A 25014-nucleotide genomic window follows, 5' to 3' on the forward strand; every position below is an offset into this window, starting at 1 on the left:
TCCACCGTCATCCTGCCTGTTCAGGACGACCGGTCCGGCGACTCCTGGTTCACACGTCTGCATCAGCCGGTGGGCTATCCACCGGGCACTTCACCTCCGCTCACCATCCTGAACAGCTGTTTCCTGATCTGAGAGACTGTTGTACGTCCCCCACCGCACGGTCATGCCGTGACGGCACCGGTACGTTCACAGCTCACTATTACTTTGATCAGGAGGTTCATCATGCACCGTCTGCTGCTTTCATTCCTGCTTATCATTGCTTCATGCGTCGTCGTGTCCGCCCAGGATATCACCGAAACAGAGTTCCGCGTTGCGGGTAACTGCGGACAATGCAAGACCCGCATCGAGAAGGCGGTCACCATCAAGGGCGTGAAGTTCGCCCGGTGGAACAAGTCCACGAAGATGCTCAAGGTCGCATTCGTAACGACCGCGGTCACCCAGGATTCCCTCCAGCGGCGCATTGCCGCTGTCGGGCACGACACCGACACCTACAAGGCTTCCAACGCGGTCTATGAAACGCTTCCGGAATGCTGCCTGTACCGGGACAACACGCATACTCACTGACCAGACCACCGAGGAGGGATCCATGAGAGCAAGGATGCTTGTCTTCTTGCTGCTCCTCACTGTCTGTACGACAGCGGCACAGGAGCATGTGCGGGGGGTGGTACGTTCACGCGAAACGAACGGGGTACCCGGTCCGATCGCCGGTGCCAATGTCTTCTGGCTCGGGACGGCTCGCGGGACATCCACGGACGCCGACGGTGCATTCACGCTGCCCGTCGTGGCTTCCACACGCCTGCTGGTCGTCCGCCATGCAGCGTATGCTGCCGATACGATCACCGTGGGGAATGAGACCGATCTGCAGATCACGCTGCAACCGCTCGTACGCGAAGTGGAGGGAGTACAGACAACCGGAGAGCGGTCGGGGATCGCCATCGACTACCTGAGCGCTGCTCCGGTACAGCGGATCACGAGCAAGGAACTTGCGAAGGCCGCCTGCTGCAATCTGTCGGAGAGCTTTGAGACCAACCCGTCCGTCGATGTCTCGTTCACGGATGCGATCACCGGAACGAAACAGATCGAGATGCTCGGGCTGTCGGGTATCTACACGCAGACCTCGCTGGAAAATATGCCGTATATCCGCGGACTCACATCCAATGTCGGACTGAGTTTCATCCCCGGCCCGTGGATCCGCGGGATCAATGTGTCGAAGGGGGTGGGTGCGGTGGCGAACGGGTACGAGTCCATCACGGGACAGATCGATGTGGACCTCCGCAGGCCGGACGACGAGGAGGAGAAGCGCTTCTTCCTGAACATGTACGGGAACAATGATCAGCGTTTCGAAGGGAATCTGAATTTCCGTCAGGCGCTCGGCGAACACTGGTCGATGATGACCCTGCTGCATGCAAGCACACAGAAGATGGAGATAGACCGGAACAGCGACCGGTTCGTGGACATGCCGTTGTTCTCGACATTCAACGCTATCCAACGGTGGGGATTCCACACGGACACAGGATGGGAAGGCCAGTTCGTGCTCCAGTACGTCAGGGATGAGAAAGAAGGAGGGACGGGGAGAGCTGGCGCGAGTGCCGTCGATCGCAGCTTCCACTACGACACCCGCACACAGTACCTTCGTGTCAGTGGTAAGACCGGACATGTATTCGAAGGCAGACCCTACCAGAGCGTCGGGGTCCAGTGGTCACTCGGGCGTTATACCGCATCGTCCGTCTATGGCCCACGCTCCTACGATGGCACCGAAGAGACCGGTTATCTCAATATCATCTATCAATCGATGATCGGCTCCACGGACCACACCTTCCGTACCGGAGCAAGCTTCCTCTTCGACAGGTTCAACGAACAGTTCGCGCGGACGCCGTATGAACGCACGGAACGGGTCCCCGGGGTCTTCTTTGAATACACCTACAAGCCACTGGACGAACTCACGGTCGTTGCCGGCCTCCGGGCCGATCAGCACAACGCCTACGGGACGATGATCACTCCCCGGTTTCACGTGCGATATGCTCCGGATGAGGACTGGGTCTTTCGCGTGAGTGGCGGGCGCGGATACCGTACGGCGAGCATCTTCGCGGAGAATGCAACGGTCTTCGCCAGCTCACGCACGGTTTCGATCGACGCGACCCGCAGCTTCGGGTACGGATTGGACCAGGAGGTCGCCTGGAATACCGGCGGAAACATCACCCACTACTTCCTGGTGGACTACCGGCAGGCAACGGTGAGCCTGGATGTCTACCATACGTTCTTCGAACGACAGGTCGTCGCGGACCTGGACTCCCGTCCGCGGGAGGTCCGGTTCACGAGCATTGCCAATGGATCATACGCCAACAGTGTACAGTTGGAACTGAACCTTCAACCCGTCGAACGCCTGGAGACCCGGCTGGCGTACAGATTTCTGGATGTCCGGCAGAACCTCGGAGGTGTCTGGCTCCAACGTCCCCTGAATGCGCAACACCGTGCACTCGTGAACATCGCGTACAGCACGGAGCAGGAAGCCGCGGATGACCCGCGCACGGCATATGATCTCACCGTGCAATGGTTCGGTCCGAAACGGATCCCATCCACGACAGCGAACCCCGCAGGCATGCAGGCGCGACCGGAATCTCCGGCCTTTGCAATGGTGAACGCCCAGGTCGCACGCACATTGATCGCCGGACTCGAATTGTACATCGGCGTGGAGAACATGTTCGATTTCCGGCAGGATGATCCCATCCTGGATGCACGAACGCCTTCGTCGCCATACTTTGATGCGTCGCTGATCTGGGGTCCCCTTGGCGGGAGGATGGCATATGCGGGACTTCGGTGGGGCCTGTAGGCGTATGCAGGGTTATGGTGGAGCTTGTGAGCGTATACGGGACTGCGGTGGAGCTGTGAGTGTATGCAGGACTGCAGTGGAGCTGCGAGTGTATGCAGGACTGCGGTGGGGCCTGTGAGTGGAACAGCAGTGTGAGGGAATGGCTCCACGCACAAGGGGCAGACCGTACGGTCTGCCCCTTGCCATTTACTACCGATAGAGTCAGGTGCTCATTTCTTCCGTATGACGATCTCTCCCATCCGGGTCTCCAACTGGATCTTGTGCAACCCGGAGCCGATCTTCACTTCGACATTCTCGCCCTTCTTGCGGACGACCGGAAAATCAGACCGGACACCCCCTTCTTCGTCGCTCCCCGGGAGGCCGGGGGTCCTGGCTTCGATGGTGGCATTCGCATTCGACGGGATGGAGAACACGATGTTGCCCGCGCCCGTCATGATCGAACTCGACTCGCCAACGGACGGGTCGAGGACAACATCGATATCCCCTGCCGACGACCGGGCCCTGACGGAACCCTGAACGCTGTGCAGGTTCACGGTCCCCCCTGCGGTCGCAACGGACAACGTCCCTTTGCCGGAGCGGAGGTCGATATCACCTCCGGCAGATTGGAGGGAGGTCCTTCCGCTGCACGAACCAACAATGATGCTGCCCCCCGCCGTTGCAACTTCGCAGTCGCTTCCTACCGATTCCAGACGCACATCTCCCCCTGCTGTGGATGCGCGCAAGGTCTTGCCTATCGCGCCAATGATCATATCACCACCGGCGGTCCTGATGTCAGCCTCGCCGGTCACACCTCTGACGCTCACGCCGCCCCCCGCTGTGATGAGCCGGATGTCCCCCGTCACTTCTTCCGAGGCGATATCCCCGCCCGAGGTCTGCAAATCCACGGTTCCCGTGGTTTTCCCCACCGACACATCGCCACCCCCCGTGGCGGCGTGGATCTCCCCGACGAGCGTTCCTTTGACGCCGATATCGCCGGCACCTGTCCGCAGATTGAGACTGAACGTTACGGGCACGCGGGCGACCACGGACAGGTCTCCGCTTCCATTGTCTTCCACCAAGACCTTGCCCCCGCCCTGTACTGCGGAGACCTCATTCACCTGGTCGGTATCGGTCGAGTGGATCCGGAGGGAGACCTCATCCTTGTCCCAGGTCTGGACCGAGACGGACCCCTGCATGATCCGCACGTCCAGTATGTCCCCCTTCTTCACCTTGAACGTGAACTGTTTTTCCCCGGCGTCCCCCTGCGAAGCCCATGCGATCGCCAGAAGAGCCATCACCGCGTATGATCTGAGAGGGTTCATTGTATCCTTCCTTCAAGAAGTGACCGTGCTTTTACCTGCACATACATATTGTCTTCACCCGCAACAAGTTTGCGCAGCGAGGAGCGTGTGGTTTCATCCGTCAGTGCAACATTGGTTTGCAGCGAATCCAGGGCATTGATCGCGGCGATCCGGAGTCCGGGATTGTTGTCGTGCAGAAGGACCTGAAGAAGGACGTCCCGGACCCCGGTATCCTGCGGCATGCGCCTGAGTGCATCCAGGGCCTGCCGGCGCACGCCAACGTTCGGGTCAGAAGTGAGGGCAAGCATCAGGGCCGCACGTATTTCCCGCTGCGGTGATGGTTGATCGGTCGCAGCAACAGCTTCCAGTGCGCGCAAACGCACCCCGGCATTCTCGCCACTGATGAGGGCCCGGGCAAGCACATGCGATATTTGTGGATCGTCCAGCGCTCCGTGCAGCCGCACCGTGCGCACCTGCTCGTACGTGATCATGACCGAATCCCCGTCCTGCGACGGAGCGACGACCTGTATGACGCGGATCTCGGGATCACCCGCCGCCAGCTGGTCCGCTGCGTTCATCCGCTGCCCGGCCAGCTTCCCGCCGAAGAACCCTGTCACCAGCAACGCAAGTCCAATACCCGCATAGGCGACGCCTGACGGCACGAGGCCCGTCCGCGGGAAGCGGTCGCGCGTCCGGCGGCCATGGGCGTACCCGCCGTCACGGAACGCGTTGGCAGCATGTGTACGCGTCGCGGCAAGTGCCGGATCCGCGGAACGATCGTCCGCAACAGCCGCCATGATCGCCTGCAAATGCCGGATCTCGTCAAGTTCCTTCCTGCACTGTGCGCAGGATCCCAGGTGCCTGTCGAGTTTCGCGGCATCACCTGCCGACAGCCGGCCGGCAGCACGCAGGGGGAGCAATTCCCGGTAGTGTCTGTGGAACATCATCATAGGCTTCTTCTCCTCAGAGCAGATCGCTCAGTTCCTGCCGCATCGCGCGGGTGGCATCATACAGATACCTCTTGACCGTACCCTCTCCGCACTGCAGGCTCGCAGCGATCTCCTTCAATGTAAACTCCTGGTCATGGTACAACGTGAACACCATTCGCTGGCGGGGCGACAACACCTGCAACGCCCGCGTGATCCGTTCCCTGATCTCGATGTCCATCGTCCGGCGGTCCGGTGCGATCGCATCCGAGACCAGTTCCTCCAGCGCCGTCTGTTCCCCCTCCGGATCATCCTGCGCTCGATCCCTCTCGGAAGGGCCGATGCGCTTCTTTTGACGCACAAAGGAAAGACAGACGTTCACCGTGATCCGGTGCAACCACGTCGCGAACTGGCTGTCGCCGCGGAATGACGGCAGTCCGCGGTACACCCGGATGAGGACCTCCTGATAGACGTCCTTTGCATCGTCCGCGTTGTGCACGAACCGGGCCGCCAGCGAAAGGACGGCCGCGTCGTGGCGGCGGATCAGTTCGCCAAAGGCGGACCAATCCCCTCCCTGAGCCTTTTCTATGAGTTCGGAGTCGTGCATGCAGATCTGTCGTATCTCTTGGACGCCGGCGGTCGTAAAAAGGTTGTGGCAGGATCCCGCGAAACGTGCCGTGATACCCTTCCGGCATGGGCGAAACATCACGACCCCGGCACGGTGATCTCCGGCCGGGGTCGTTGCGTTACGTTGCTACCACGCACATCCGACTCAGAACGGATGCTCGGTCGGATACATCATGCCCTTCGGCTGGTTGAAGCCGATGTCATGCACCCCGATGAGCCGCATCGCGTCGTACAGCGCACGGCCCGCGTGGTTGAACGCCACCGCCGTATGATGCGGGAACCTCTTCTCCAGAAGGACGTGGCGATAGAAGCGTGCCATCTCCCGCACGGCGAAGACCGCGATCGATCCGAAGGACTTCGGGTCGATGTCCAGGATCTCGCCTTCCGCCACGTACGCGCGGAGCAGCGTATCGGAAGTGGACTGCAGCCGGAAGATCGTCGCGGATCCCGGCTTGATCCGTCCTTCCAGCGTCCCGCGCGTGATGTTCGGCTCCTTGTCCGGTTCCATCATCCGGTGCATGAGCAACTGGTATTTCATCATCGACGATGCCATGCACGAGGTGGATGTGTTGCCGCAGTGGAAACCCATCCAGAGGTCATGCGGCGCATAGTCCCTGATCTGGCTCTTCGCCTCTTCGATCATGTCATAGGGCACCGTGTTGTTGATGTCCAGGATGGCCGGCGGCAGCATGGTGGCACAGGTGACGATGTATTCGCTCAGCGCGCCGTAGATGTCCGATTCGCACGAGATCGGGATACCCTGCTGCGCGAGGTGGCCATTGATGTAGCACGGCGTGAAGCCGAAGTACTTCTCGAACGCCGGCCAGCATTTGTTCGAGAACACGGCATAGGATGAAGCGCCGAGGTTCTTCTCCATGTAGTCCAGCAACGCCAGCTCGAACTGCGCGAGAGGCTCGAGCAGCTCGGGATAGGTATTCCCCCGCCCGAGATCCTTCGCCATATCCGCCGCCAGCGCTTTGATGCGCGGATCGCCCTTCTTCTGCTGGAACAGATCGTACATATCCAGCTCACTGTTCTCCATCACCTCCACGCCGAGGTCGAACAACGGCTGGATCGGCGCATGGCACGTCAGGAAGTCGTGCGGACGGGGACCGAACGAGAAGATCTTCAGGTTCTTGAGGCCAAGGGAGACCCGCGCGACGGGAATGAAATCGCGGATCATGCCGGCAACCTCGGCCGGGGTCCCTACGGGATACGACGGCAGATGCACCTTGAGACGGCGGAGGCCGACGTTGTACGATGCGCTCAACATGCCGCAGTAGGCGTCACCACGCCCCGCGAAAAGGTCCTTGCCCGAATCCTCGGCCGCTGCTGCCAGCATCACCGGCCCGCCGAACTTCTGCGCGAGCAGCGTCGTCGGCCCTTCCGGACCGAAGTTGCCGAGATACAGGCAGAGCGCGTTGATCTTCTTTTCCGCGATCTCCTTCAATGCTTTCACAACATCATGCTCATTTTCAACGATCGTTTCGAGTTCCACGACCGGCATGCCGGCCTTTGCGCATTCGGCCGCCACCATCAGGCGGCGCTTGCGCGACAACTCTGCGGGGAAGCAATCACGGCTCACGGCGATCAGGCCGGCCTTGACTTCGGGGAGGTTCTTCATCGGGAGGTGTCCTTGCTCGTGGGAGAGGCCTGCCCGTAGTATGCGCCAGGCCCGTGTTTGCGTTCAAAGTGCTTCTTCAACAACGATTCCTTCAGGCGCGGCGTGGCCGGAGCGATCTGGATCGTGTGCAACGCCATCTGCGCGATCAATTCCAGTGCGATGCTGTTGTCCACGGCCTTCTCCGGGGTCTTCCCCCAGGTGAAGGGGCCATGGCACGCCACCAGGATCATGGTCACATCCGCATGCGATACCCCCGCGAGCGTATCCAGGATCTGACGCCCCGTCTCCACTTCATAGTCGCCCGCGATCCGCTCATCGGCCATCGGTGCCGTGCACGGGATATCACCGTCACAGTGGTCCGCGTGCGTGGTCCCGAAGACGGGAATGGGCCGCATCGCCTGCGCCCATGCAACGGCGTACGGTGAATGTGTGTGCACTACACCGCCGATATCCGGCCATGCCTCATACAAGAGCGCATGGGTCGGCATGTCCGAGGACGGCCGCAACGATCCATACACCACCTTGCCGGCCACGTCCAGCACGGGCAGATCGTCCGCCTTCAGGTCGGTGAACGGCACACCGCTCGGCTTGATCGCGAACACGCCGCGCTGGCGGTCGAATGCACTGGCGTTGCCGAAGGTACCGGTGACCAACCCTGACGCGGGAAGGCGGAGGTTGCAGGCGAGCGCCCGCGCTTGAAGCTCGGCGTACGGGTTCATGGTGTGCCCTGTTCCTTCATGATCTCGGTTTCGATGAATGCACCCAGGCGCTGGTAGCGCTCATAGAGCGTTGCATAGAGGGCGGTGCGCGCCGGGTCCGGACGATATTCGCGTTCGACACCGCTTCCCATGGCATTCTTGGCTGCATCCAGCGTGGGATGGATGCCGGCCGCGGCCGCAGCACACATGGCTGCGCCCAGCGCACACGTCTGGTCAGACTTCGGGACCGCGATGGGCATCCCCATCACATCGGCAACGGTCTGCATGATGAACGGTGATTTCTTGGCGACACCCCCGAGCGCGATGACGCCGTCGATGCGGACACCCTCGGAGCGGAACCGGTCCACGATCTGCCGTGCGCCGAATGCGGTCGCTTCGACGAGTGCACGGAAGATGCGCGGCGCATCGCTGCCCAGATTCAATCCCGCGATCGCCCCCTTCAGCAACTGATTCGCATCGGGCGTGCGCCGGCCGTTCATCCAGTCGAGCGCAAGGACCCCGGATGTCTCCGGAGCAATGGTGGACGCCGCATCCGACAGCGCACGAATGGTCTTCTCTTCCGCTTCTTCAATGAGCTTCGCCCGCGTCGCGGCATCCACAAGGCCGGAGGTCCCGATCACATGATGGACGGGCCAGAGCAGCACGTCGATGAACCATGCGTAGACGTCGCCAAAGGCCGACTGTCCCGCTTCGAGGCCGACCATGCCTGGAAGGATCGAACCGTCCACCTGACCGCAGATCCCACGCACCGGCTTGTTGCCGAGGTCGCCGGTCGGGGCCACCAGCATATCGCAGGTGGACGTACCCATGATCTTCGTCAGCACATAGGGACGGATCTCACCGCCTACCGCTCCCATATGGGCATCGAACGCGCCCACCCCGACGGTGACCGCCGCCGGCAGCCCGAGCTTCGCAGCCCACCCCGGTGCGAGTTGCCCCGCCGCCACGTCATTGGTAGAGGTATCACGGAACAAGCGGGCACGCAATCCGGCGAGCAATGGATCGAGGCGCACCAGGAATTCCTCCGACGGCAGGCCGTCATACGACGCATGCCACATCGCTTTGTGGCCCGCGGCACAGCGCGAACGCTTCAGCGTCAGGGGATCGGTATTCCCCGTGAGAACCGCAGGGATCCAGTCGCAATGCTCCACCCAGGAATACGCGGCCTCGCGGATACGGGGGTTCACGCGGAGGACGTGCAGGAGTTTCGCCCAGAACCATTCCGAGGAGTAGATGCCGCCTTCAAACTCCGTGTAATCGATGCCGCCCCAGGTCTTCGCTACGGTGTTGATCTCCGCCGCTTCACGGACCGCCGTATGGTCCTTCCAGAGGATGAACATGGCATCGGGTTCTTCTTCAAATCCCGCCGTCAACGCGAGTGGTGTCCCATTCCTGTCCACCGCCACGGGCGTGGAGCCGGTCGTATCGATCGAGATCCCCTTCACACGGGAGGCGGTCCCCGCCGGGGCGGCCGCAAGCGCGGCCTTCACGGTGTACTCCAGCCCCTCCAGATAGTCCCGTGGATGCTGGCGGAAACGATTGGTGGGTGGATCGCAGTACTTCCCTTTCTCCCAGCGAGGATAATAGAAGACCGCCGAGGCCATCTCGCGGCCGTTGGCCGCATCAACGATCACGGTGCGCACGGAATCCGTGCCGTAGTCTACGCCAATGACAACTGCTCCCGCTTCCATAGGTACCTTTCAGTATTCTTCAGTGTGTGGTCGGTGCCCGTTCGTCCCTGACCGCCCTGCGGAGCCGGAGTGCATTCGTCAGCACACTCACGGAACTGAACGCCATTGCCGCGGCCGCGATCATGGGGTCAAGCAGGCCGAACGCGGCGAGAGGGATGCCAAGAACATTATACAAGAATGCCCAGAAGAGGTTCTGACGGATCGTTCTGATCGTCCGCCGGGAGAGATGAATGGCTCGCACAACACCTGCAAGGTCGCCCTTCACAATGGTCAGGTCCGCCGTTTCCATGGCAACATCGGTGCCTGTCCCCATCGCCACCCCGACATCGGCAACCGCGAGCGCGGGTGCGTCATTGATGCCATCGCCGACCATCGCCACTTTTTCGCCCTGCGCCTGAAGCGCCTTGATCCGCTCCACTTTGTCCTCCGGCAGGAGGCCAGCGTACACCTCGGCGATGCCCGCCTGGCGCGCGATCGGCCGTGCAGCCCCGGGGTGATCACCCGTGAGCATCACCGATCTCACATGGAGATCCGCGAGCGCCCGAACAGCGTGCGCTGAACCGGTCTTGATCGTGTCGGCGAGCGCGATCGCACCGATCGCTCCCCCCCCGGCATGCACGAGAACCACGGTGCGGCCGTCCTGCATATCGGCCGCCACCTGTGCACGCAGATCGTCCGGCAGAGCGGTGAGTGCGTGCTCGCCCACCGGACGCCCGACATGAACATCCACGCCGTCGACGATGCCCGAAACGCCGACCCCGGTGAGAGCCTTGAAGGACGTAGCTGATGGCAGTGACAGCCCGTCCGCCTCTGCTGCCCGTACGATCGCTTGTGCAAGCGGATGCTCCGACCGGATCTCCAGCGACGATGCCAGCGCCAGGACCCGTTCGCGCGCGGTCCCGGCGACAGCGGTCACGCGTACGACGGTCACGTGACCTGTGGTCAGGGTCCCGGTCTTGTCGAAGAGCACCGCCGTGATCGCACCGATGCGCTCCAGTGCCTCCGCATTCCTGATCAGCACCCCCATACGCGCACCGGCACCGGTCCCGACCATGATCGCCGCCGGTGTCGCGAGGCCAAGAGCACACGGACAGGCGATGATGAGCACGGCGATGGCATGGACGAGCGCCTGAACGAACGGCACCTGGGCGGCAACGAGCCACAGGATGAACGTGATGGCGGCGATGCTGATGACGACGGGAACGAAGACCGAGGCGATGCGGTCGGCGAGTTGCTGGATCGGCGCTTTGGAGCCCTGCGCTTCTTCAACGAGTTTCACGATACGCTGGAGGACGGTCGCAGACCCCACCGCGGTCGCCCGGAAGTCGATGGCACCATTCACATTCATGGTCCCACCGATCACGGCATCCCCTGCCGCCTTGTCAACGGGAACACTTTCGCCGGTGACCATCGATTCGTCGATCGCGGTCGCGCCGTAGACAACAACACCATCCACCGGAATGCGCTCGCCCGGCCTGACCGTAACGATGTCGCCGACAACGACATCGGATTGCGGGATGGCAACGATCGCATCGTCACGGACGACCCGGGCGGTTGTCGGTTGCAGGGTGAGGAGCATCTTCAGGGCATCGGATGCCCGCCGCTTCGCGCGCAGTTCGAGGAACTTGCCCAGCAGGATCAGGGTGATGATCGTGACGGTCGTATCGAAGTAGACATCGGGCATCCCATCGGCAAGGCCGAGCCAGGTGGGAAACAGCGTGGCAACCGTACTGTAGGCAAATGCTGCTCCGGTGCCAAGAGCCACCAGCGTGTTCATGTCCGCCGTCCGCTGCCGTGCCGCTGCCCACATCCCGGTGAAGAACCGTTTGCCGGGAAGGAAGATGACCGGCACCGTGAGCAGGAAGAGGATCCTGTTCAGCGTATCATGATCGAACCAGTCCCGCGCCATGACCCAGGGCGACATGGCGAGCATACTGAGGATCATGACCGGTAATGAAAGGGCGACACTGAGAACAAGATCTGAACGCAGGGTTGTGAGTGCCGCATCGCGGAGGGGCGCCTGGCCGGTCGGATCGCTCGCTGCCGGCAGGCTGAGCTTGTAACCGGCGTCTTCCACCGCCGACCTGATCTTTTGGAGGTCGGCCTGCCCCGGTTCTATGGTCAATGTCAGTTTTTCGCTGGCGAGGTTGGCAACAGCGGAGTGGACACCGGGAAGTGATGCGGCGGCTTTCTCAACGCGCCCGACGCAGCTGGCACACGTCATGCCTTCTACGGGAAGAGAAATGGTCTGGATGCGTTCCGGGGCAACTGGGGGCACTGCGAGCGCTCGCACGGCTATTGAACTATTTCAATATCCATATTCCACCCGAGCGAAGCAAGAGAAGAGTTCGACCCGTCCCGCCTGATACGCAAGCGGGACCGGGTCGATCAGGATAGAGCTAGAAGCCGAGCGCGTACTTCAGGATCAGAAGGAGGACGATGGTGCCGACGATGAAACCAAAGATCGTGATGAAGACGCGGATACCGGACTGGTGCTCGTTCTGCTGCTCCATGGGAGGAACTCCATATGGTCGTTCAGGTGTAGGGATTAGAAGTAGACGCAAGAACCTGGACGGAGAAGCGCTAAAGGAACGAGGATGAGTGGATGGTGATCAAAAAGGCACGGGTGGGATGTGGCAGTGCCGCGCGCCCCTGTTCCCATTCGGGGAGCCGGACCGGCGGTTCGGCGATCTCGCCGGCCGCCACGCATGATGCCGCTTCGTCCGGGCGGACGTCCGTGGGGCGCGACGTCGCGATAGCATGCGCCTCTTCAAGAGCACATGCCGAGATCCGGGTCTCACCGGCATGGATCGGAGAGGCATGGGTCTCCCCAGGCCGGCCCCAGCCAGGGCCCGGCAGCAACAAGCGCTATGCAAATCATCTTCAACACATGGTAATATACGAACGCCGGGGGGATTCTTCAACCGGAAACGAGGTCAGCGGAGAGGCAGAAGAGCCCGGGAGGGCGGCCGGCGCCCTCCCGGGGAAAACCGTCAGGCCGTTGCTACGACGGGCTGCACCGCCGGCGGATCCAGGACTGCGATCACATCCGGCCGGAGCATGACATAGATCGTATAGGCTCCGAGCGCGGTCCCGACAGGAACATCCATAAGTTTGAATGCGCTCAAAACGATCATAAAGACGCGGGACCACCCTGCGCGCTGGAGCAGCGCGATCCCCCCGATGATGCCGGGAATGGACAGGAGGAGAAGGAACCCGCCCAACACCGTTCCGATGATCCCGAGGACCAGGAACGCATCCTCATCACCACTCACGGCTCCGATGCCCGTGAGGACCCCGAATGCGAGTATGGCGACAGCTACCACCAGCCCGCTATGCACAAGAGTGAGAATACCAACGAGAGTGATATGTTTCTGCGCTTCCATTGCCGCCTCCGAGTGGTCGAGTGTACACTTCATTGTACGTCGGCAGGCACGGACAGTTGCACGCCCCCGCGCCATGCGGCCACCCGGCGGCGGGTCTGCCGCATCCCGCCGCCAAAGGCGGCGGGATACGGCGCCCCGGGATCACTCGATGACGGATTTCCGGTTGAAAAAGAGGAACAGTGCACCGGCGACGGTCATAATGGCACCCCACCACACACGCGGGTGGAGTGATCCGAGCACGGTGTGCGACACTTCACCGGACGCCAGCCCGACGAGGCCCGCACCCAGGACCAGAACGCCGATGATCAGCAGGAGAATGCCAACGAAATACCAGATGGGTTTCATGGTGGTGTCCTCCTACCAGTACATGATATTGAGAATGACAAGGACGATCAGCGAGATGATCGCGTAGAACACGGGACGCTTCAGGAAGGGGATCCCTTCGTCGCCAGAGGTCGGCGTCAGCCCCTTGACCAGACCGACGAGCTCTTCACGCGGCTTCTTCTCCGTGAAGAAACTGATCACGATCGTGGATACGAAACAGAGCAACCAGGCCCACCATGCACGCCAGAAGTTGATGGCCATTTCGCTGGCATTCGGCGACAACGTGAAGACGCTGCCGTCCACCCACTGGAATTTCGCCGCGAGGAACATGAGGAACGATGAACCCATGCCTATCACAAGGCCCCAGAACGCGCCCGCGGGGGTGATCCACACAACGAACATGCCGAGGAGCATCGTGGCGAACAGCGGTGCATTCACCCAGGAGAAGATCGCCTGCATGTAATCCATGATGCTCGGGAAGCTCTTCGCCCAGTAGGCCGTACCAACGCTGATGATGATCCCGACGATGGTGGTCACCCGGCCCATCCACAGCAGATGCTCGTCGCTCGCATCCTTCTTGATCAGCGCCCGGTAGATATCGTAGGTCCAGACGGTGTTGAATGCGCTCACGTTGCCGGCCTGTCCCGCCATGAACCCGGCGAGCAGTGCCGTCACGCCGAGGCCTATCAAACCTTCGGGGTAATAGCGGACGATCAGGAGGGGCAGCGCGGAATCATAATTCACCTGCCCGCCATCGCTGATCAGCGCGAAGCCCGACTTCGGATCGTTGGCCAGGATGAGGGCCACGAGGCCTGCGGCGATGACGATGAACGGGACAGCCATTTTGAAGAACGATGCGATGATAGGCGTCATCCGTGCCGCGCGCAGGTCCTTCGCCGAGAAGGCACGCTGCACGACCAGGAAGTCGGTCGTCCAGTAGCCGAAGGACAAGACGAAACCGAGCCCGAGCACGATGCCTCCCCAGGTCACGGCCATCCCGTTGTCCGCGGCATTGGCGGACGTGGACCACAGCGTGTTGTAGGAGTCCTGAACGCGTGCGAAGACCTCATTGATCCCGCCGATCTCGATGACCCCGAGGATCGCCACAAGGAAGAGCCCGAACCAGATCAGGAAGAACTGGACGATCTCGGTGAAGATCGCGGAGAGCAATCCGCTCATCGTCACGTAGACCGCAACGGTCGCCGCCGAGACCCACATGCTGATGTCCCAGTTCCAGCCGAGGAAGGTGTGCAGCACGAGCGCCATGGCATACAGGTTGATGCCGGACACGAGAACGGTCATGATGGCAAAGGAGATGGCATTCAGCACCCGCGTACGTTCATCGAACCGGAGCTTGAGATAGCCGGGGACGGAGTGGATGCGGCTGCTGTAGTAGAACGGCATCATATACACGCCGAGGAACAACATGGCGGGGATGGCCCCGATCCAGTAGAAATGGGCGACGTACATGCCATACTTGAACGTGTTGCCGGTCATCCCGAGAAGCTCGAGCGCTCCCAGGTTCGCCGAGAGGAAAGCGATGCCCGCCACCCAGGCACTGTTCTTCCGTCCGGCCATGAAGAAATCTTCCTGACTCTTCGTGAACCGCTTCAGGTAGTAACCCAACCCGAGGATGAAGGCGAAGTAGATGGCGATGATCAGCCAATCCAGGACGCTGAGACCAATCGAAGGCATATGGTGTCCTTTCTGTGAATGTGGACCTCGACCGCCGGGTCCGGGTACCGGGTGGACCGGAACGCATCCGGATGTGGTGGAACGGAGACCCGGGAACGCAGGCCGGGCATACGTCAGCGCCGGCTCCCTGATGCTCGCTGCGAGGTGATACTAAAGGAGCGTGAAGTATGAAAACAGTGCGGTCGTTCAATATAGAGAATCGCATCGCAAACCACAAGAATCCGCGCCCGTGAGCGGGGGGAGCGGCGTTCCCCCGTTCCGATTGGTTCTGTCCTGCAATTTCCTTATATTTAAAGGATATATGTCTGTCGGCATCGGTTGGGCGGGATGGGATCCTGCCACTGCGGCAGGCTCTCCCTCATCACCAGAAAGGAACCCCCCATGCGATACCTCTTGGCCGTGTTGGTCCTGGCCGGAATCACTGGTTGCCAATCACAACAGGGTGCGAACGTGAAGCTCGAGACACGTCAGGACAAGATCAGCTATAGCATCGGCATGAGTGTCGGGAAGAACCTGCACCGTGATTCCATCGCCATCTCCCCCGAAGCATTCCTCCGCGGCGTGATGGATGCGAAGCTGGACTCCTCGAAGCACCTGATGAAGGAAGCAGAGATCCAGGACACGATGCGTTCGTTCAGCCAGGACATGCAGATCAAGCAGGAAGAGCGTGCCCGGGCACAGGCGATCAAGAACGCCACAGATGGGGCAGCCTATCTGACCGAGAACGCGAAGAAACCCGGGGTCATCACACTGCCGAGCGGACTCCAGTACCGTGTGATCACCGAAGGCAAGGGCAAGAAACCCCTCGCCGCATCGACGGTGAAGACGAACTATATCGGTCGGCTCATCAATGGTGAGGAGTTTGACAGCTCCTTCAAGCACGGACAGCCCGCGGTGTTCCCGTGCAATGGCGTGATCCCCGGCTGGACCGAGGCGCTGTTGCTCATGAAGGAAGGCTCGAAGTGGGAACTGGTCATCCCGTCCGATCTGGCGTACGGTGAACAGGGTGCCGGCAATGTCATCCCACCGAACGCAACGCTGATCTTCGAGATCGAGTTGCTGGAAGTGCAGTAGGGCCCGCAGAACGAACGTAGGGGCCCGCACGCGGCGCCCCTACCCGACGGGATGTGATATTCCCGTTCTCTGCACGATATCATACCCGCATAATGAACGAAGGGGCGTCCCGCTGACGGGACGCCCCTTCGTCATTGTACCACACCTCCATTACCTCACAAGCAGCATTCGTTTCGTCTGTGTCATCGATCCCGCCTGCAACTTGTACAGATACATCCCCGTCGCCAACCCCTTTGCGTTGAACTCCACCACGTGCTCACCCGCACCAAGGGTCTCGTTCACGATCGTCGCAACTTCCTCACCGAGCAGGTTGAACACGCGCAGCGTGACGGCCTGGCGCTCGGGAAGCGCGAAACGGATCATCGTTGACGGATTGAAGGGGTTCGGATAATTCTGCGCAAGGCTGAACACCGACGGCGCTTCGTTCACCTGACGCACGGAGGTCGGCGTAGCGCTCGTCCACTGAAGGCCCGACACCGAAGCCGTACCGGCAACCGCGTTGGTGTCACCGACGGTGAACTGCACCGAGGCCCCGTTCTTAGCCAGGATCATGTATCCCACACGCACGCCCGAACTCGTCGTGGTCGAGAACCGGTCCACTTTCCGGATGCGCAGTGCTTCCTGCGTGCTGCCACCGGGGATCTTCAGCGATCCGTAGGCATCCACGGTGTACGTGATCGTGTGATTGGTCAGCGTCGGACCGACATTCACCGTACCGCCCAGGATCACCGCGCTCCCGGAGAGCGTCTCAACGAACGTGGTGGTCCAGGTCTTGCTGAGGTACAACGGAAGACTGTAATAGACCGCTGCCGGCGACTTGGTCCAAGCACCCTGGGCCGGGAAAGGATTGCCCACGATGTACGCATTCCCCGTCCCCTTGAAACCCCAGTCCAGCAGGTTCCCACCCGACAGCGTCATGTAGTTGTATCCGGCCCCCTTCAGGGTCACCTGTCCGAAGGTTCCATCAACGAACGAATATGTGAATGCCGTATCGCTCAGAGCATGCGTCGCGGCCGGAAAATTCGAAGCGAAGTACGGGGTCGTGGACGGCACAACGCTCCGCAGGTTCATCCGGGAATGCGTCAGCAGCGCGCTGAAATCCCACGACGCCGCTCCACTGGTCCCGATGTTCACCTGATTGGTGAGCGTATCAGCCCGGAACGACGTGGTCGTCCCGACGGCATACATGAGCTTCACATCATTCGTGTCGATGGTGATGCCCTGTGCACTGGCACCGGCCACACCCGCACAGAGCAGGGTAGCACTCAACATCACGCGGGCGATCATCTTCATACATCCTCCTTGATTGTTCTGGTACCTGAAATCGTTCTGCAGGGATCGTACAGCAACGCATCACATACGGGCTTCGAGTACCAGTCCATACGTACGCGGCGGCATGATGTTGCCGATCAACTCGACATAGTTATACTGGAACGCATTGTTCACGCTCGCGGTGGCCGTGAGCGGTATGCTGAACAACGTGAAATCCGCACCCAACCGGAAATCCGCGACCAGGATCTCCACACGCTCATCCCCGTCGGGGACAATGCCGTTCTTCCCCAGGATATCATCCACGCGGTCCGATTTGCTGATGTACCGGAAATCCGCGGAGGCGTGCAGTGGGCCCACCGCGCTGCTCAGCGAGGTGTAGAACAGGTGGCGGGGACGATACCTCAGGATATCGTGGTTCGTCAGATCTTCCGGCCACACGTAGGTATAGCCAAAACTATATTGCAGCGCACCTTCAAAAAGGCCGAGCTTCAGCGAGGTCTCCACGCCCTGCACCCTCGCATTGGCCACGTTGCGCCACTGGAAGAGCAGCGAACCCGCGGACGTGTCCACGACATCAACCTCGATCAGATTATCGTAATCCGTCCGGAAGGCAGCGATGTCGAATGTCCCGATCTCGCCCAACCGCTGCGAGGCCCCGATCTCGAACGACCAGCTCTTCTCGGGCTTCAGGTCCTCGTTCGGCCGCGCCAGGATGTTGTTGAACCCGGCCATGAGGAACGCTTCGGCAACCGCAGGCACACGGAACCCGCGCGCGATCGACGTGCGCACCGACGTCCCTTCGAAGGGATTGTAGGCAAAGGCCAGCTTGGGATTGATCTGCCCGCCGGGCGCAGTGATGCCGACGGAGGAGAAGTCGTAGCGGGCGCCGAACGTCATCGTCAGCGGCGCGGCGAGCTTCATCTCATCCTGTCCGAAGAGCGCGAATCCCCAGATCGTCCTCCCTCCCACCACATCACCCCCGATCATATCCAGGTTGGCATCCACACCCGCAGTGAGGGTATGTACATCCGACGGCATGATCGTTGCCACGGATTCATAGCGGATGTCATCCGCCACGGATTCCGCCCGGCCGATGCCGGAACGCGTTTCGAAGCCCCAGTCGTTGTGGAACCACATCACCCGGTGCGTCAACTGGGCGTTCTCACCGATGAGCGAGGTATACTGGGCCGTCGTGAAATACCTGATCGACTTGACGTTGTCGTCCGCCTGCGCCACAGGCGGATACGTCGCCGAATCCAGGCTGCGCCAGTACAGGAACTGTCCGCCGTACTGATACAACAACCCGAAGGTCATCGTCAGCGAACTCTGCTTCTCGTAATCCTCTTTGATCTTCGCGTAGATGTTGTACCGCCTGCGATAGTCGTTCCGGCGGTAGCCGTCATCGAACTGGCGCGACACGAAGAGGCCCACACCGAGATCGCCCGACCGGTACGCATGGCTCACCGACTGCCCATTGTAGAAACGCTGCTTGTCGGTCCACTTCCACGCCGCATGCGACGGCTGGTCGTACGTCCCTGCAAAGAACCGCACCTGCGTACTCGGGCGGTCCGGGATCTCCTTGGTGATGACGTTGATGACGCCGCCCAGGGCGTTTGATCCGTAGAGCGCGGAACTCGCCCCCTTCACCACTTCGATCCGGTCCACCTGCCCGACCGGGATCGTCTCGAAATTCAATTCACCGGTATCACCGGTGATGAACGGAATGCCGTCCAGCAGGAGCAAGACTCTGCTCCCCGCTCCGCGATTGTAGCCTGATGAACCGCGGATGTTCACCTGAAAGCCGGTCATGTTCACGCCCGGTATATAGCGGAGGGCGTCATCGAGAACCAGCGCATTGCGCGCGCGGATCTCCTGGGCATCGAGGACCGAGATGCTGACGGGAACCTCTTCAAGGGATTGTGCGCGGCGGCTGGCCGTAACGACCACCTGGTCGATCTGCACCGGAACGGAGCGCAGGTCGGCATCGACGGTCACGTCCTTCCCGGCCTCAACGGTCACGCCCGGACGGGTAAGCCGCTGGTATCCGACCATCGAGAACACGAGCGTATGGACGCCGGGGGGAAGATCGGCGATGCGGTACTCGCCTTTCAGGTTTGTTGTCGTGCCTCGAACGGTCCCCTGCACCAGCACCACGGCACCCACGAGTGGTTCCCTGATGCCGTCGGTCGTGGCTGTGACCTTGCCTGCAACACTTCCACCGTCTGCGAAGGCGGGGAGCGCCACACAGGCGAGCAACATGAGAGTCTGGATACGCCTGATCATTTCCATGGTTTCGGTGGAGGGTTGTGGAAGTCAACACTGATATTGATATCCTCACGCATACGTCGGTCCTGCACGAACAGCGGTGCAGGCTCGAACGTGCCTGGTTTCTGAGTGTAGACGCCGACCGGTGCCCAATCCGCGAATACATTCGGCCCATACTGCCACGCCAGGACGATGTAGTTATACGTCCCTTCCTTCAGGACGGTACCTTCCTTCGTGAAGACATACTGCACCGTATCGGCATGCACCGTGTCCGACGCCCTGAAGCCAAGGATCGCGAGGGAGCCGATCACACCGGTCGTCAGGTGAGGATAGACCGCTGCGTGGCCACCGAGGAGCGACAACATCAGCCCGGTGCTGTCCGTGGGAAATTGTTCGAGAGCGACCAGGCGCAGGCCGAACATACTGTCTGCAGGCGGCCAGTTCTTGTAGGTGATGGTACCACGGAAGCCGGTGTCTTCGGTGATCGGCCCCAATCCACGGTCACATCCCGAGGAAAGGGCCAGCAAAGCAAGAACGCCGGCTGCGAGTGCCAAAAAGCGAAAGTTCATGATGTGCCTCCACAACAAAAAACACGGTGACGGGGCAAAAGGTTCGACCGCCGATGACTTTTGTTGCACAAATGGAATAAGCACTTGAAAAAGAGGGGAGAACACCATAGATTCAACAAGAGCATTCCTGAAGAGACGATCACTCGCGCCTCTATCCAACTCGCACACACAACCTACGTGGAGGATGTATGAAACGTTTTGTCCTGTTGTTCGGGGCTCTGCTCCTGGCCGCTTCGGCCTCGGCGCAGTCGATCGGCTTCGGTGTTCATGGTAATATGTTCAATTCCGACATCAATGCAAAGGCAAAACAACTCGCCGGCATCCCCAACTCGACCGGCACCGCACAGGTCGCCATCGAAGAGGTGTACGGCCTCGGGCTCGGCGGTGGCGTCCATTTCGATATCGGCCTCGGCATCCTGAAGATCCGCGTCTCGGGCGATTACCTCACCCTCTCGCCGGACAAGGACAAGTTCAAGAGCTATGTCCAGAGTGTGCTCCCCGGATTCCCGGTGGCATTCGAAGAGGGCGGCAAAGTGGACATGATCTCGGGTTCCGCCAATCTGAAGCTGACCATTCTCCCGCTTCCGGTATTCAAGCCCTACATCACCGGTGGCGGCGGCGTCACACACGTCACGGCAACCGATGTGATCATCTCCGTGAACAGTGTGAAACTGTCCCCGATCACGATCCTCAAGACCCAGACCGTGGGATCCTTCAATGCGGGCGCCGGCCTGGACATCGATCTCAGTGCCTTCGCGATCTTCGCAGAAGCGCGTGTGAATTGGATCATGCTCGAGGAAGGGACCAGCACCTACGTCCCGATCTTCACGGCAGGTATCACGTTCTAACCGGCTTCCACCGCCGGAAACACGAACGGGGTTCCGCATGCGGAACCCCGTTCTGTTTCTGCCCTCTGTCCACCCCGCTTACGCTTCCGCGTCGGCTTCCGTCACCTTCTTGCTCGCCCGTTTCCGGACATCCGCGTTGAGATGGCGTTTGCGCAGACGGATACTGTGCGGCGTCACTTCCACGAGTTCGTCGTCACCGATCCACTCGATGGCCTGCTCCAGCGTGAGGAGGCGCGCAGGTTCCAATCGTACGGCTTCATCCGACCCCGAGGCGCGCATGTTCGTGAGCTGCTTGGTCTTGCAGACGTTCACCGTCATGTCGTGCTCGCGTGAATTCTCGCCAACGATCATCCCTTCATAGACCTTCGTTCCGGGATCGATGAAGAACACGGAGCGCTCCGACAGTTTCCACATCCCGTAGGCCACGGAATCGCCGGTCTCCATGGAGACCAGAGCACCTTTGGTACGCTGGGTGATGTCGCCCTTGTAGGGATCGTATCCGTGGAAATTATGATGCAGGATCCCGGTCCCCTTGGTCTGCGTCATGAACTCACCGCGGAATCCGATGAGGCCACGTGCAGGTACGATGAACTCGAGGCGGGTATTGCCCGGCGACGCGATCATGTTCTTCATTTCGCCGCGCCGGCGGCCGATGTTCTCGATCACCACGCCGACGAACTCCTCCGGCACGTCGATGATCACATGCTCCATGGGCTCCGACAGCACATCGTCGATGCGCTTGTAGATCACTTCGGGGCGCGACACCTGGAACTCGTACCCTTCACGGCGCATGGTCTCGATGAGGATCGCCAGGTGCAACTCCCCGCGCCCGCTCACCTTGAAGGTGTCGGGCGAGTCGGTAAGCTCGATGCGCAGACTGACGTTCGACCGTAATTCGCGGATCAGCCGCTCGCTGAGATGCCGGGTGGTGACGTACTTGCCATCCCGACCGGCGAACGGGCTGTTGTTCACGATGAAATTCATGGACAACGTCGGCTCTTCGATCGCCACGAACGGGAGCTGCGTCGGGTCGCCCGCATCAGCGATGGTCTCGCCGATATCCACATCCTCCATACCGGCGATCGCGATGATGTCTCCGACTCCGGCTTCCTCCACTTCGAGCCTCTTCAGGCCGTCGAAGGTGTAGATCTTGGTCACGCGGGCATCCTCCACGAGGCCATCCCGGTGCACGATGTGCATCGGCGAACCCATGCGGATCGCTCCGCGGTGGATCCGGCCGATCCCCAGGCGCCCGAGGTAGTCATTGTAATCGATCGTCGTGACGAGCATCTGGAACATGCCGTGCGGATCGCCGGGAGGCGGCGGGACGTGCTTGACGATCGCATCCAGCAGCGGTTCAAGGTTCACACCCTCGTCTTCCAGCTCGTTCTTCGCGATCCCCTGCTTGGCGATGCAGTAGATCGTCGGAAAATCCAACTGTTCTTCGTTCGCACCCAGCGAGAGGAAGAGGTCGAACACCTCATCCAGCACCTCGTGGGCACGGGCGTCCTTCCGGTCGATCTTATTGATCACGACGATCGGTTTCCGGTTCAGGTCGAGCGACTTCTTCAACACGAACTTCGTCCCGGGCAGCGGCCCTTCCGCGGCATCCACCAGAAGCAACACCCCGTCCACCATCGTGAGCGTACGCTCCACTTCCCCGCCGAAATCGGCGTGGCCGGGAGTGTCCACGATGTTGATCTTCGTGTCCTTGTAATTGATGGCGGTGTTCTTGGCCAGGATCGTGATGCCGCGCTCCCGCTCGAGGTCATTCGAGTCCATGACTCTCGTCACCAACGTCTGGTTCGAACGGAACGTGCCCGTTTGACGCAGCATATGGTCCACGAGCGTCGTCTTCCCATGATCCACGTGGGCGATGATGGCGATGTTGCGGATCGTTTCTTTGCTGTGCATATGCATCCGAGAGTGTCAGTGTCAGTGATTGGACCAGCCGGAACCGCCGGTGTGTGACGAGTAGGCATCGAGCTTCTTGGGCGGGGACTTCTTCCGCGCTGCAAGAAGCGGAGTGCGGCGCTTCTTCTTTCCCGCGGTCTTGTCCCACGGCTTGCCGGCACCACCGGCCTTTTTCTTCGGCGCGCCGGACTGTCCATCCGGACGGTACACACGGTCCACCGCGGCTTTCGGTGCGGAGCCCGGACGCGGCGAGAACCGGCGCTGAGGCGCCTGCGCCGAGGTGATCTGCTGCGTCGATGCGTTCGTTACCGGCTGATGCGACGTTGCCTGCGGCGGGGCCGATGGGTGCGCTCCATGCCGCGGAGATGACGCATGATGGCCTGAGGTTCTCGGTGCCGATGCATGATGCCCTGACGTCCTCGGGGCGGACGCATGATGCCCGGGCGTCTTGGGAGACGGCGGAGGCGCCACGAATCCGGGATACGACCGGATCGCAATATGCTTCCCGGTGTACTTCTCGATCCTGCGGAGGAACTGCTGGTCCTCACGGGTCACGAACGTGATCGCATCGCCTTCGGCACCCGCACGGCCCGTACGGCCGATACGATGGATGTAATCCTCCGCCTGCTGCGGAATATCGAGGTTCACGACATGCGAGATGCCGTTCACATCGATGCCGCGCGCGGCGATATCCGTCGCCACAAGGACGCGGATCGACCCGCGCTTGAACGATTCGAGCGCACGGTCGCGCTGACCCTGCGTCCGGTTGGAATGGATCGCCGCGGTACTGATCCCCGCGCGGTCGAGCCGGTGCGCGATCTTGTCGGCACCGTGCTTCGTTCGCGTGAACACCAGCACGCTTTCCATGTTCTCCTGCTCGATGGCGTGCATCAACAGCGCGCTCTTGCCATCGGGCTGGACGGAATAGAAGTGCTGCTCGATGGTCTCGACCGGGTTCCGGCGTTCGCCGGCTTCAACGGTCTCGGGATCGCGCAGGACCTCCGCGGCAAGCGACTCGATCTCTTCCGGCATCGTCGCCGAGAACAGCATGGTCTGCCGCACCTTCGGGACACCGGCAATGATCGTCCGGACATCCTTGATGAAGCCCATATCCAGCATGCGGTCCGCTTCGTCGAGCACCAGGATCTTCACGGATCCCAGGCTGACGGATTTGCGCTGCATGTGATCGAGCAACCTGCCCGGAGTGGCGATGACGATATCCACGCCGCGGGCCATGAGCTTGAGCTGCTTGTTCATGTCCACACCGCCGTAGACGGCGATGGAACGGAGCGACAGGAACTTGCCGTAGGTGTCCACGGCCTTATGGATCTGCTGTGCCAGTTCGCGGGTCGGCGTAAGGACCAGCGCACGGGGAGGAGCATGACGCCCGCGGTCCCCGGTATCGGTCGACAACTGGTTGAGGAGCGGCAGTACGAATGCGGCCGTCTTCCCCGTGCCCGTCTGGGCAAGACCGATGATATCACGGCCTGCAAGAGCAGGACGGATAGCAAGTGATTGAATGGGTGTGGGGACCGTATAGCCGGCCGCCTGGACACCCTGCATGACAGGGCCTGAAAGGCCCAGTGAGGAAAATCCCATGAGGGAAACCTGATATGGTTAAAGACAATATCCTGCACGCCCAGTATACATACTGGTGCGAAGTTCTGCTGGCGCTACGCCAATAGGGAAGTGATCGTTACGTGAACGATATCCGGAGGGATCCGCTTGTCGCGGTCAACAGCATCCGTCCCGACAAAACCTTGCGCATCATGATCGGAGAGCGACACTCTCACGTCCGCTCCCGATACGATGACCGGTTACGGAATGCTGCTGGTTTGCAGTACATAATGATACCATTTTCCCTGGTCAGTTCCAAGGGTTTTGTTTCTTTCGAACTTTTTGCTATCCTTTTCCATGCATTTTGACCAGAGATACCTCCGCCCCCTCCTCCGGCAGGGTGACAGCCGCCG

Annotated in this window: 19 protein-coding genes; 4 read left to right on the forward strand and 15 right to left on the reverse strand. The window is 60.9% G+C overall.

What is annotated here, in order from left to right:
- Positions 1 to 222: 222 nt before the first annotated feature.
- Together IPI01_14545 and IPI01_14550 are read left to right on the forward strand one after the other, a co-directional pair.
- Positions 223 to 564 carry an ATPase gene (locus IPI01_14545; GenBank protein MBK7258985.1) on the forward strand — a complete coding sequence of 114 codons (342 nt, stop codon included), beginning with the start codon at positions 223 to 225 and terminating at the stop codon, positions 562 to 564.
- A gap of 22 nt (positions 565 to 586) precedes the next feature.
- The gene (locus tag IPI01_14550; protein MBK7258986.1) at positions 587 to 2830 is read left to right on the forward strand and encodes a TonB-dependent receptor; all 2244 of its coding nucleotides are present in this window, start codon (positions 587 to 589) and stop codon (positions 2828 to 2830) included.
- Positions 2831 to 3039: 209 nt separating this feature from the next.
- On the opposite strand, the gene IPI01_14555 is transcribed toward IPI01_14550, so the two are convergent.
- The 10 genes from IPI01_14555 to IPI01_14600 form a co-directional block, all read right to left on the reverse strand.
- Complete coding sequence (locus IPI01_14555) at positions 3040 to 4131, reverse strand: hypothetical protein (GenBank protein ID MBK7258987.1); 1092 nt, start codon at positions 4129 to 4131, stop codon at positions 3040 to 3042.
- Positions 4128 to 5060 (reverse strand): HEAT repeat domain-containing protein, encoded by a 933-nt coding sequence (locus IPI01_14560; protein ID MBK7258988.1) that lies wholly within the window; start codon positions 5058 to 5060, stop codon positions 4128 to 4130. The genes IPI01_14555 and IPI01_14560 overlap by 4 nt, the downstream gene beginning before the upstream one ends.
- A gap of 13 nt (positions 5061 to 5073) precedes the next feature.
- On the reverse strand, positions 5074 to 5643 hold the full coding sequence (locus IPI01_14565) for a sigma-70 family RNA polymerase sigma factor (GenBank protein MBK7258989.1): 570 nt from the start codon (positions 5641 to 5643) through the stop codon (positions 5074 to 5076).
- 165 nt (positions 5644 to 5808) lie between these two features.
- On the reverse strand, positions 5809 to 7287 hold the full coding sequence (locus IPI01_14570; GenBank protein MBK7258990.1) for a fucose isomerase: 1479 nt from the start codon (positions 7285 to 7287) through the stop codon (positions 5809 to 5811).
- Positions 7284 to 8006: an L-ribulose-5-phosphate 4-epimerase AraD gene (araD, locus tag IPI01_14575; GenBank protein MBK7258991.1), complete on the reverse strand. Its 723-nt coding sequence runs from the start codon at positions 8004 to 8006 to the stop codon at positions 7284 to 7286. Before araD ends, IPI01_14570 begins: the two co-directional genes overlap by 4 nt.
- Entirely contained in the window at positions 8003 to 9697 is a 1695-nt protein-coding gene (locus IPI01_14580; protein ID MBK7258992.1) for a ribulokinase, read from the reverse strand. The genes araD and IPI01_14580 overlap by 4 nt, the downstream gene beginning before the upstream one ends.
- 19 nt (positions 9698 to 9716) lie before the next feature.
- A complete protein-coding gene (locus tag IPI01_14585) occupies positions 9717 to 11921 on the reverse strand; it encodes a heavy metal translocating P-type ATPase (GenBank protein ID MBK7258993.1) in 2205 nt (734 codons plus the stop codon).
- Positions 11922 to 12690: 769 nt separating this feature from the next.
- Positions 12691 to 13083, reverse strand: coding sequence for a hypothetical protein (locus tag IPI01_14590; GenBank protein MBK7258994.1), 393 nt, complete (start codon positions 13081 to 13083; stop codon positions 12691 to 12693).
- Between the two features lie 141 nt (positions 13084 to 13224).
- Positions 13225 to 13428, reverse strand: a complete 204-nt coding sequence (locus IPI01_14595) for a hypothetical protein (protein ID MBK7258995.1) — start codon at positions 13426 to 13428, stop codon at positions 13225 to 13227.
- A 12-nt stretch (positions 13429 to 13440) separates the two neighbouring features.
- A complete protein-coding gene (locus tag IPI01_14600) occupies positions 13441 to 15102 on the reverse strand; it encodes a sodium:solute symporter family protein (protein MBK7258996.1) in 1662 nt (553 codons plus the stop codon).
- 381 nt (positions 15103 to 15483) lie between these two features.
- Between IPI01_14600 and IPI01_14605 the strand changes: the two genes are divergently transcribed.
- A complete protein-coding gene (locus IPI01_14605) occupies positions 15484 to 16176 on the forward strand; it encodes an FKBP-type peptidyl-prolyl cis-trans isomerase (protein MBK7258997.1) in 693 nt (230 codons plus the stop codon).
- Positions 16177 to 16326: 150 nt separating this feature from the next.
- Here IPI01_14605 and IPI01_14610 read toward each other — a convergent pair whose 3' ends face one another.
- From IPI01_14610 to IPI01_14620, 3 genes are read right to left on the reverse strand one after another with little or no spacing between them, the layout of a single operon-like run.
- Positions 16327 to 17469, reverse strand: coding sequence for a T9SS type A sorting domain-containing protein (locus tag IPI01_14610; GenBank protein ID MBK7258998.1), 1143 nt, complete (start codon positions 17467 to 17469; stop codon positions 16327 to 16329).
- 60 nt (positions 17470 to 17529) lie between these two features.
- Positions 17530 to 19731 (reverse strand): TonB-dependent receptor, encoded by a 2202-nt coding sequence (locus IPI01_14615; GenBank protein MBK7258999.1) that lies wholly within the window; start codon positions 19729 to 19731, stop codon positions 17530 to 17532.
- Positions 19728 to 20282, reverse strand: a complete 555-nt coding sequence (locus IPI01_14620) for a hypothetical protein (protein MBK7259000.1) — start codon at positions 20280 to 20282, stop codon at positions 19728 to 19730. The genes IPI01_14615 and IPI01_14620 overlap by 4 nt, the downstream gene beginning before the upstream one ends.
- Positions 20283 to 20470: 188 nt before the next feature.
- On the opposite strand from IPI01_14620, the gene IPI01_14625 reads away from it, so the two are divergent.
- Positions 20471 to 21130, forward strand: coding sequence for an outer membrane beta-barrel protein (locus IPI01_14625; protein MBK7259001.1), 660 nt, complete (start codon positions 20471 to 20473; stop codon positions 21128 to 21130).
- Between the two features lie 78 nt (positions 21131 to 21208).
- On the opposite strand, the gene typA is transcribed toward IPI01_14625, so the two are convergent.
- Entirely contained in the window at positions 21209 to 23044 is a 1836-nt protein-coding gene (gene typA, locus IPI01_14630) for a translational GTPase TypA (protein MBK7259002.1), read from the reverse strand.
- Between the two features lie 21 nt (positions 23045 to 23065).
- Positions 23066 to 24643, reverse strand: a complete 1578-nt coding sequence (locus IPI01_14635) for a DEAD/DEAH box helicase (protein MBK7259003.1) — start codon at positions 24641 to 24643, stop codon at positions 23066 to 23068.
- Positions 24644 to 25014 lie beyond the last annotated feature (371 nt).

It is taken from the genome of Ignavibacteriota bacterium, assembly GCA_016707525.1.
GTDB lineage: Bacteria > Bacteroidota > Ignavibacteria > UBA10030 > UBA6906 > JAGDMK01.

Bases quoted from the DNA above. Each gene is read 5' to 3' on its own strand.
- IPI01_14635 (MBK7259003.1), bottom strand. From the start codon at position 24,643: ATGGGATTTTCCTCACTGGGCCTTTCAGGCCCTGTCATGCAGGGTGTC.
- IPI01_14620 (MBK7259000.1), bottom strand. From the start codon at position 20,282: ATGAACTTTCGCTTTTTGGCACTCGCAGCCGGCGTTCTTGCTTTGCTG.
- IPI01_14585 (MBK7258993.1), bottom strand. From the start codon at position 11,921: ATGACGTGTGCCAGCTGCGTCGGGCGCGTTGAGAAAGCCGCCGCATCA.
- IPI01_14570 (MBK7258990.1), bottom strand. From the start codon at position 7,287: ATGAAGAACCTCCCCGAAGTCAAGGCCGGCCTGATCGCCGTGAGCCGT.
- IPI01_14545 (MBK7258985.1), top strand. From the start codon at position 223: ATGCACCGTCTGCTGCTTTCATTCCTGCTTATCATTGCTTCATGCGTC.
- IPI01_14555 (MBK7258987.1), bottom strand. From the start codon at position 4,131: ATGAACCCTCTCAGATCATACGCGGTGATGGCTCTTCTGGCGATCGCA.
- IPI01_14580 (MBK7258992.1), bottom strand. From the start codon at position 9,697: ATGGAAGCGGGAGCAGTTGTCATTGGCGTAGACTACGGCACGGATTCC.
- IPI01_14590 (MBK7258994.1), bottom strand. From the start codon at position 13,083: ATGGAAGCGCAGAAACATATCACTCTCGTTGGTATTCTCACTCTTGTG.
- IPI01_14550 (MBK7258986.1), top strand. From the start codon at position 587: ATGAGAGCAAGGATGCTTGTCTTCTTGCTGCTCCTCACTGTCTGTACG.
- IPI01_14615 (MBK7258999.1), bottom strand. From the start codon at position 19,731: ATGATCAGGCGTATCCAGACTCTCATGTTGCTCGCCTGTGTGGCGCTC.
- IPI01_14610 (MBK7258998.1), bottom strand. From the start codon at position 17,469: ATGAAGATGATCGCCCGCGTGATGTTGAGTGCTACCCTGCTCTGTGCG.
- IPI01_14565 (MBK7258989.1), bottom strand. From the start codon at position 5,643: ATGCACGACTCCGAACTCATAGAAAAGGCTCAGGGAGGGGATTGGTCC.
- IPI01_14600 (MBK7258996.1), bottom strand. From the start codon at position 15,102: ATGCCTTCGATTGGTCTCAGCGTCCTGGATTGGCTGATCATCGCCATC.
- IPI01_14625 (MBK7259001.1), top strand. From the start codon at position 20,471: ATGAAACGTTTTGTCCTGTTGTTCGGGGCTCTGCTCCTGGCCGCTTCG.
- IPI01_14595 (MBK7258995.1), bottom strand. From the start codon at position 13,428: ATGAAACCCATCTGGTATTTCGTTGGCATTCTCCTGCTGATCATCGGC.
- IPI01_14560 (MBK7258988.1), bottom strand. From the start codon at position 5,060: ATGATGATGTTCCACAGACACTACCGGGAATTGCTCCCCCTGCGTGCT.
- typA (MBK7259002.1), bottom strand. From the start codon at position 23,044: ATGCACAGCAAAGAAACGATCCGCAACATCGCCATCATCGCCCACGTG.
- IPI01_14605 (MBK7258997.1), top strand. From the start codon at position 15,484: ATGCGATACCTCTTGGCCGTGTTGGTCCTGGCCGGAATCACTGGTTGC.
- araD (MBK7258991.1), bottom strand. From the start codon at position 8,006: ATGAACCCGTACGCCGAGCTTCAAGCGCGGGCGCTCGCCTGCAACCTC.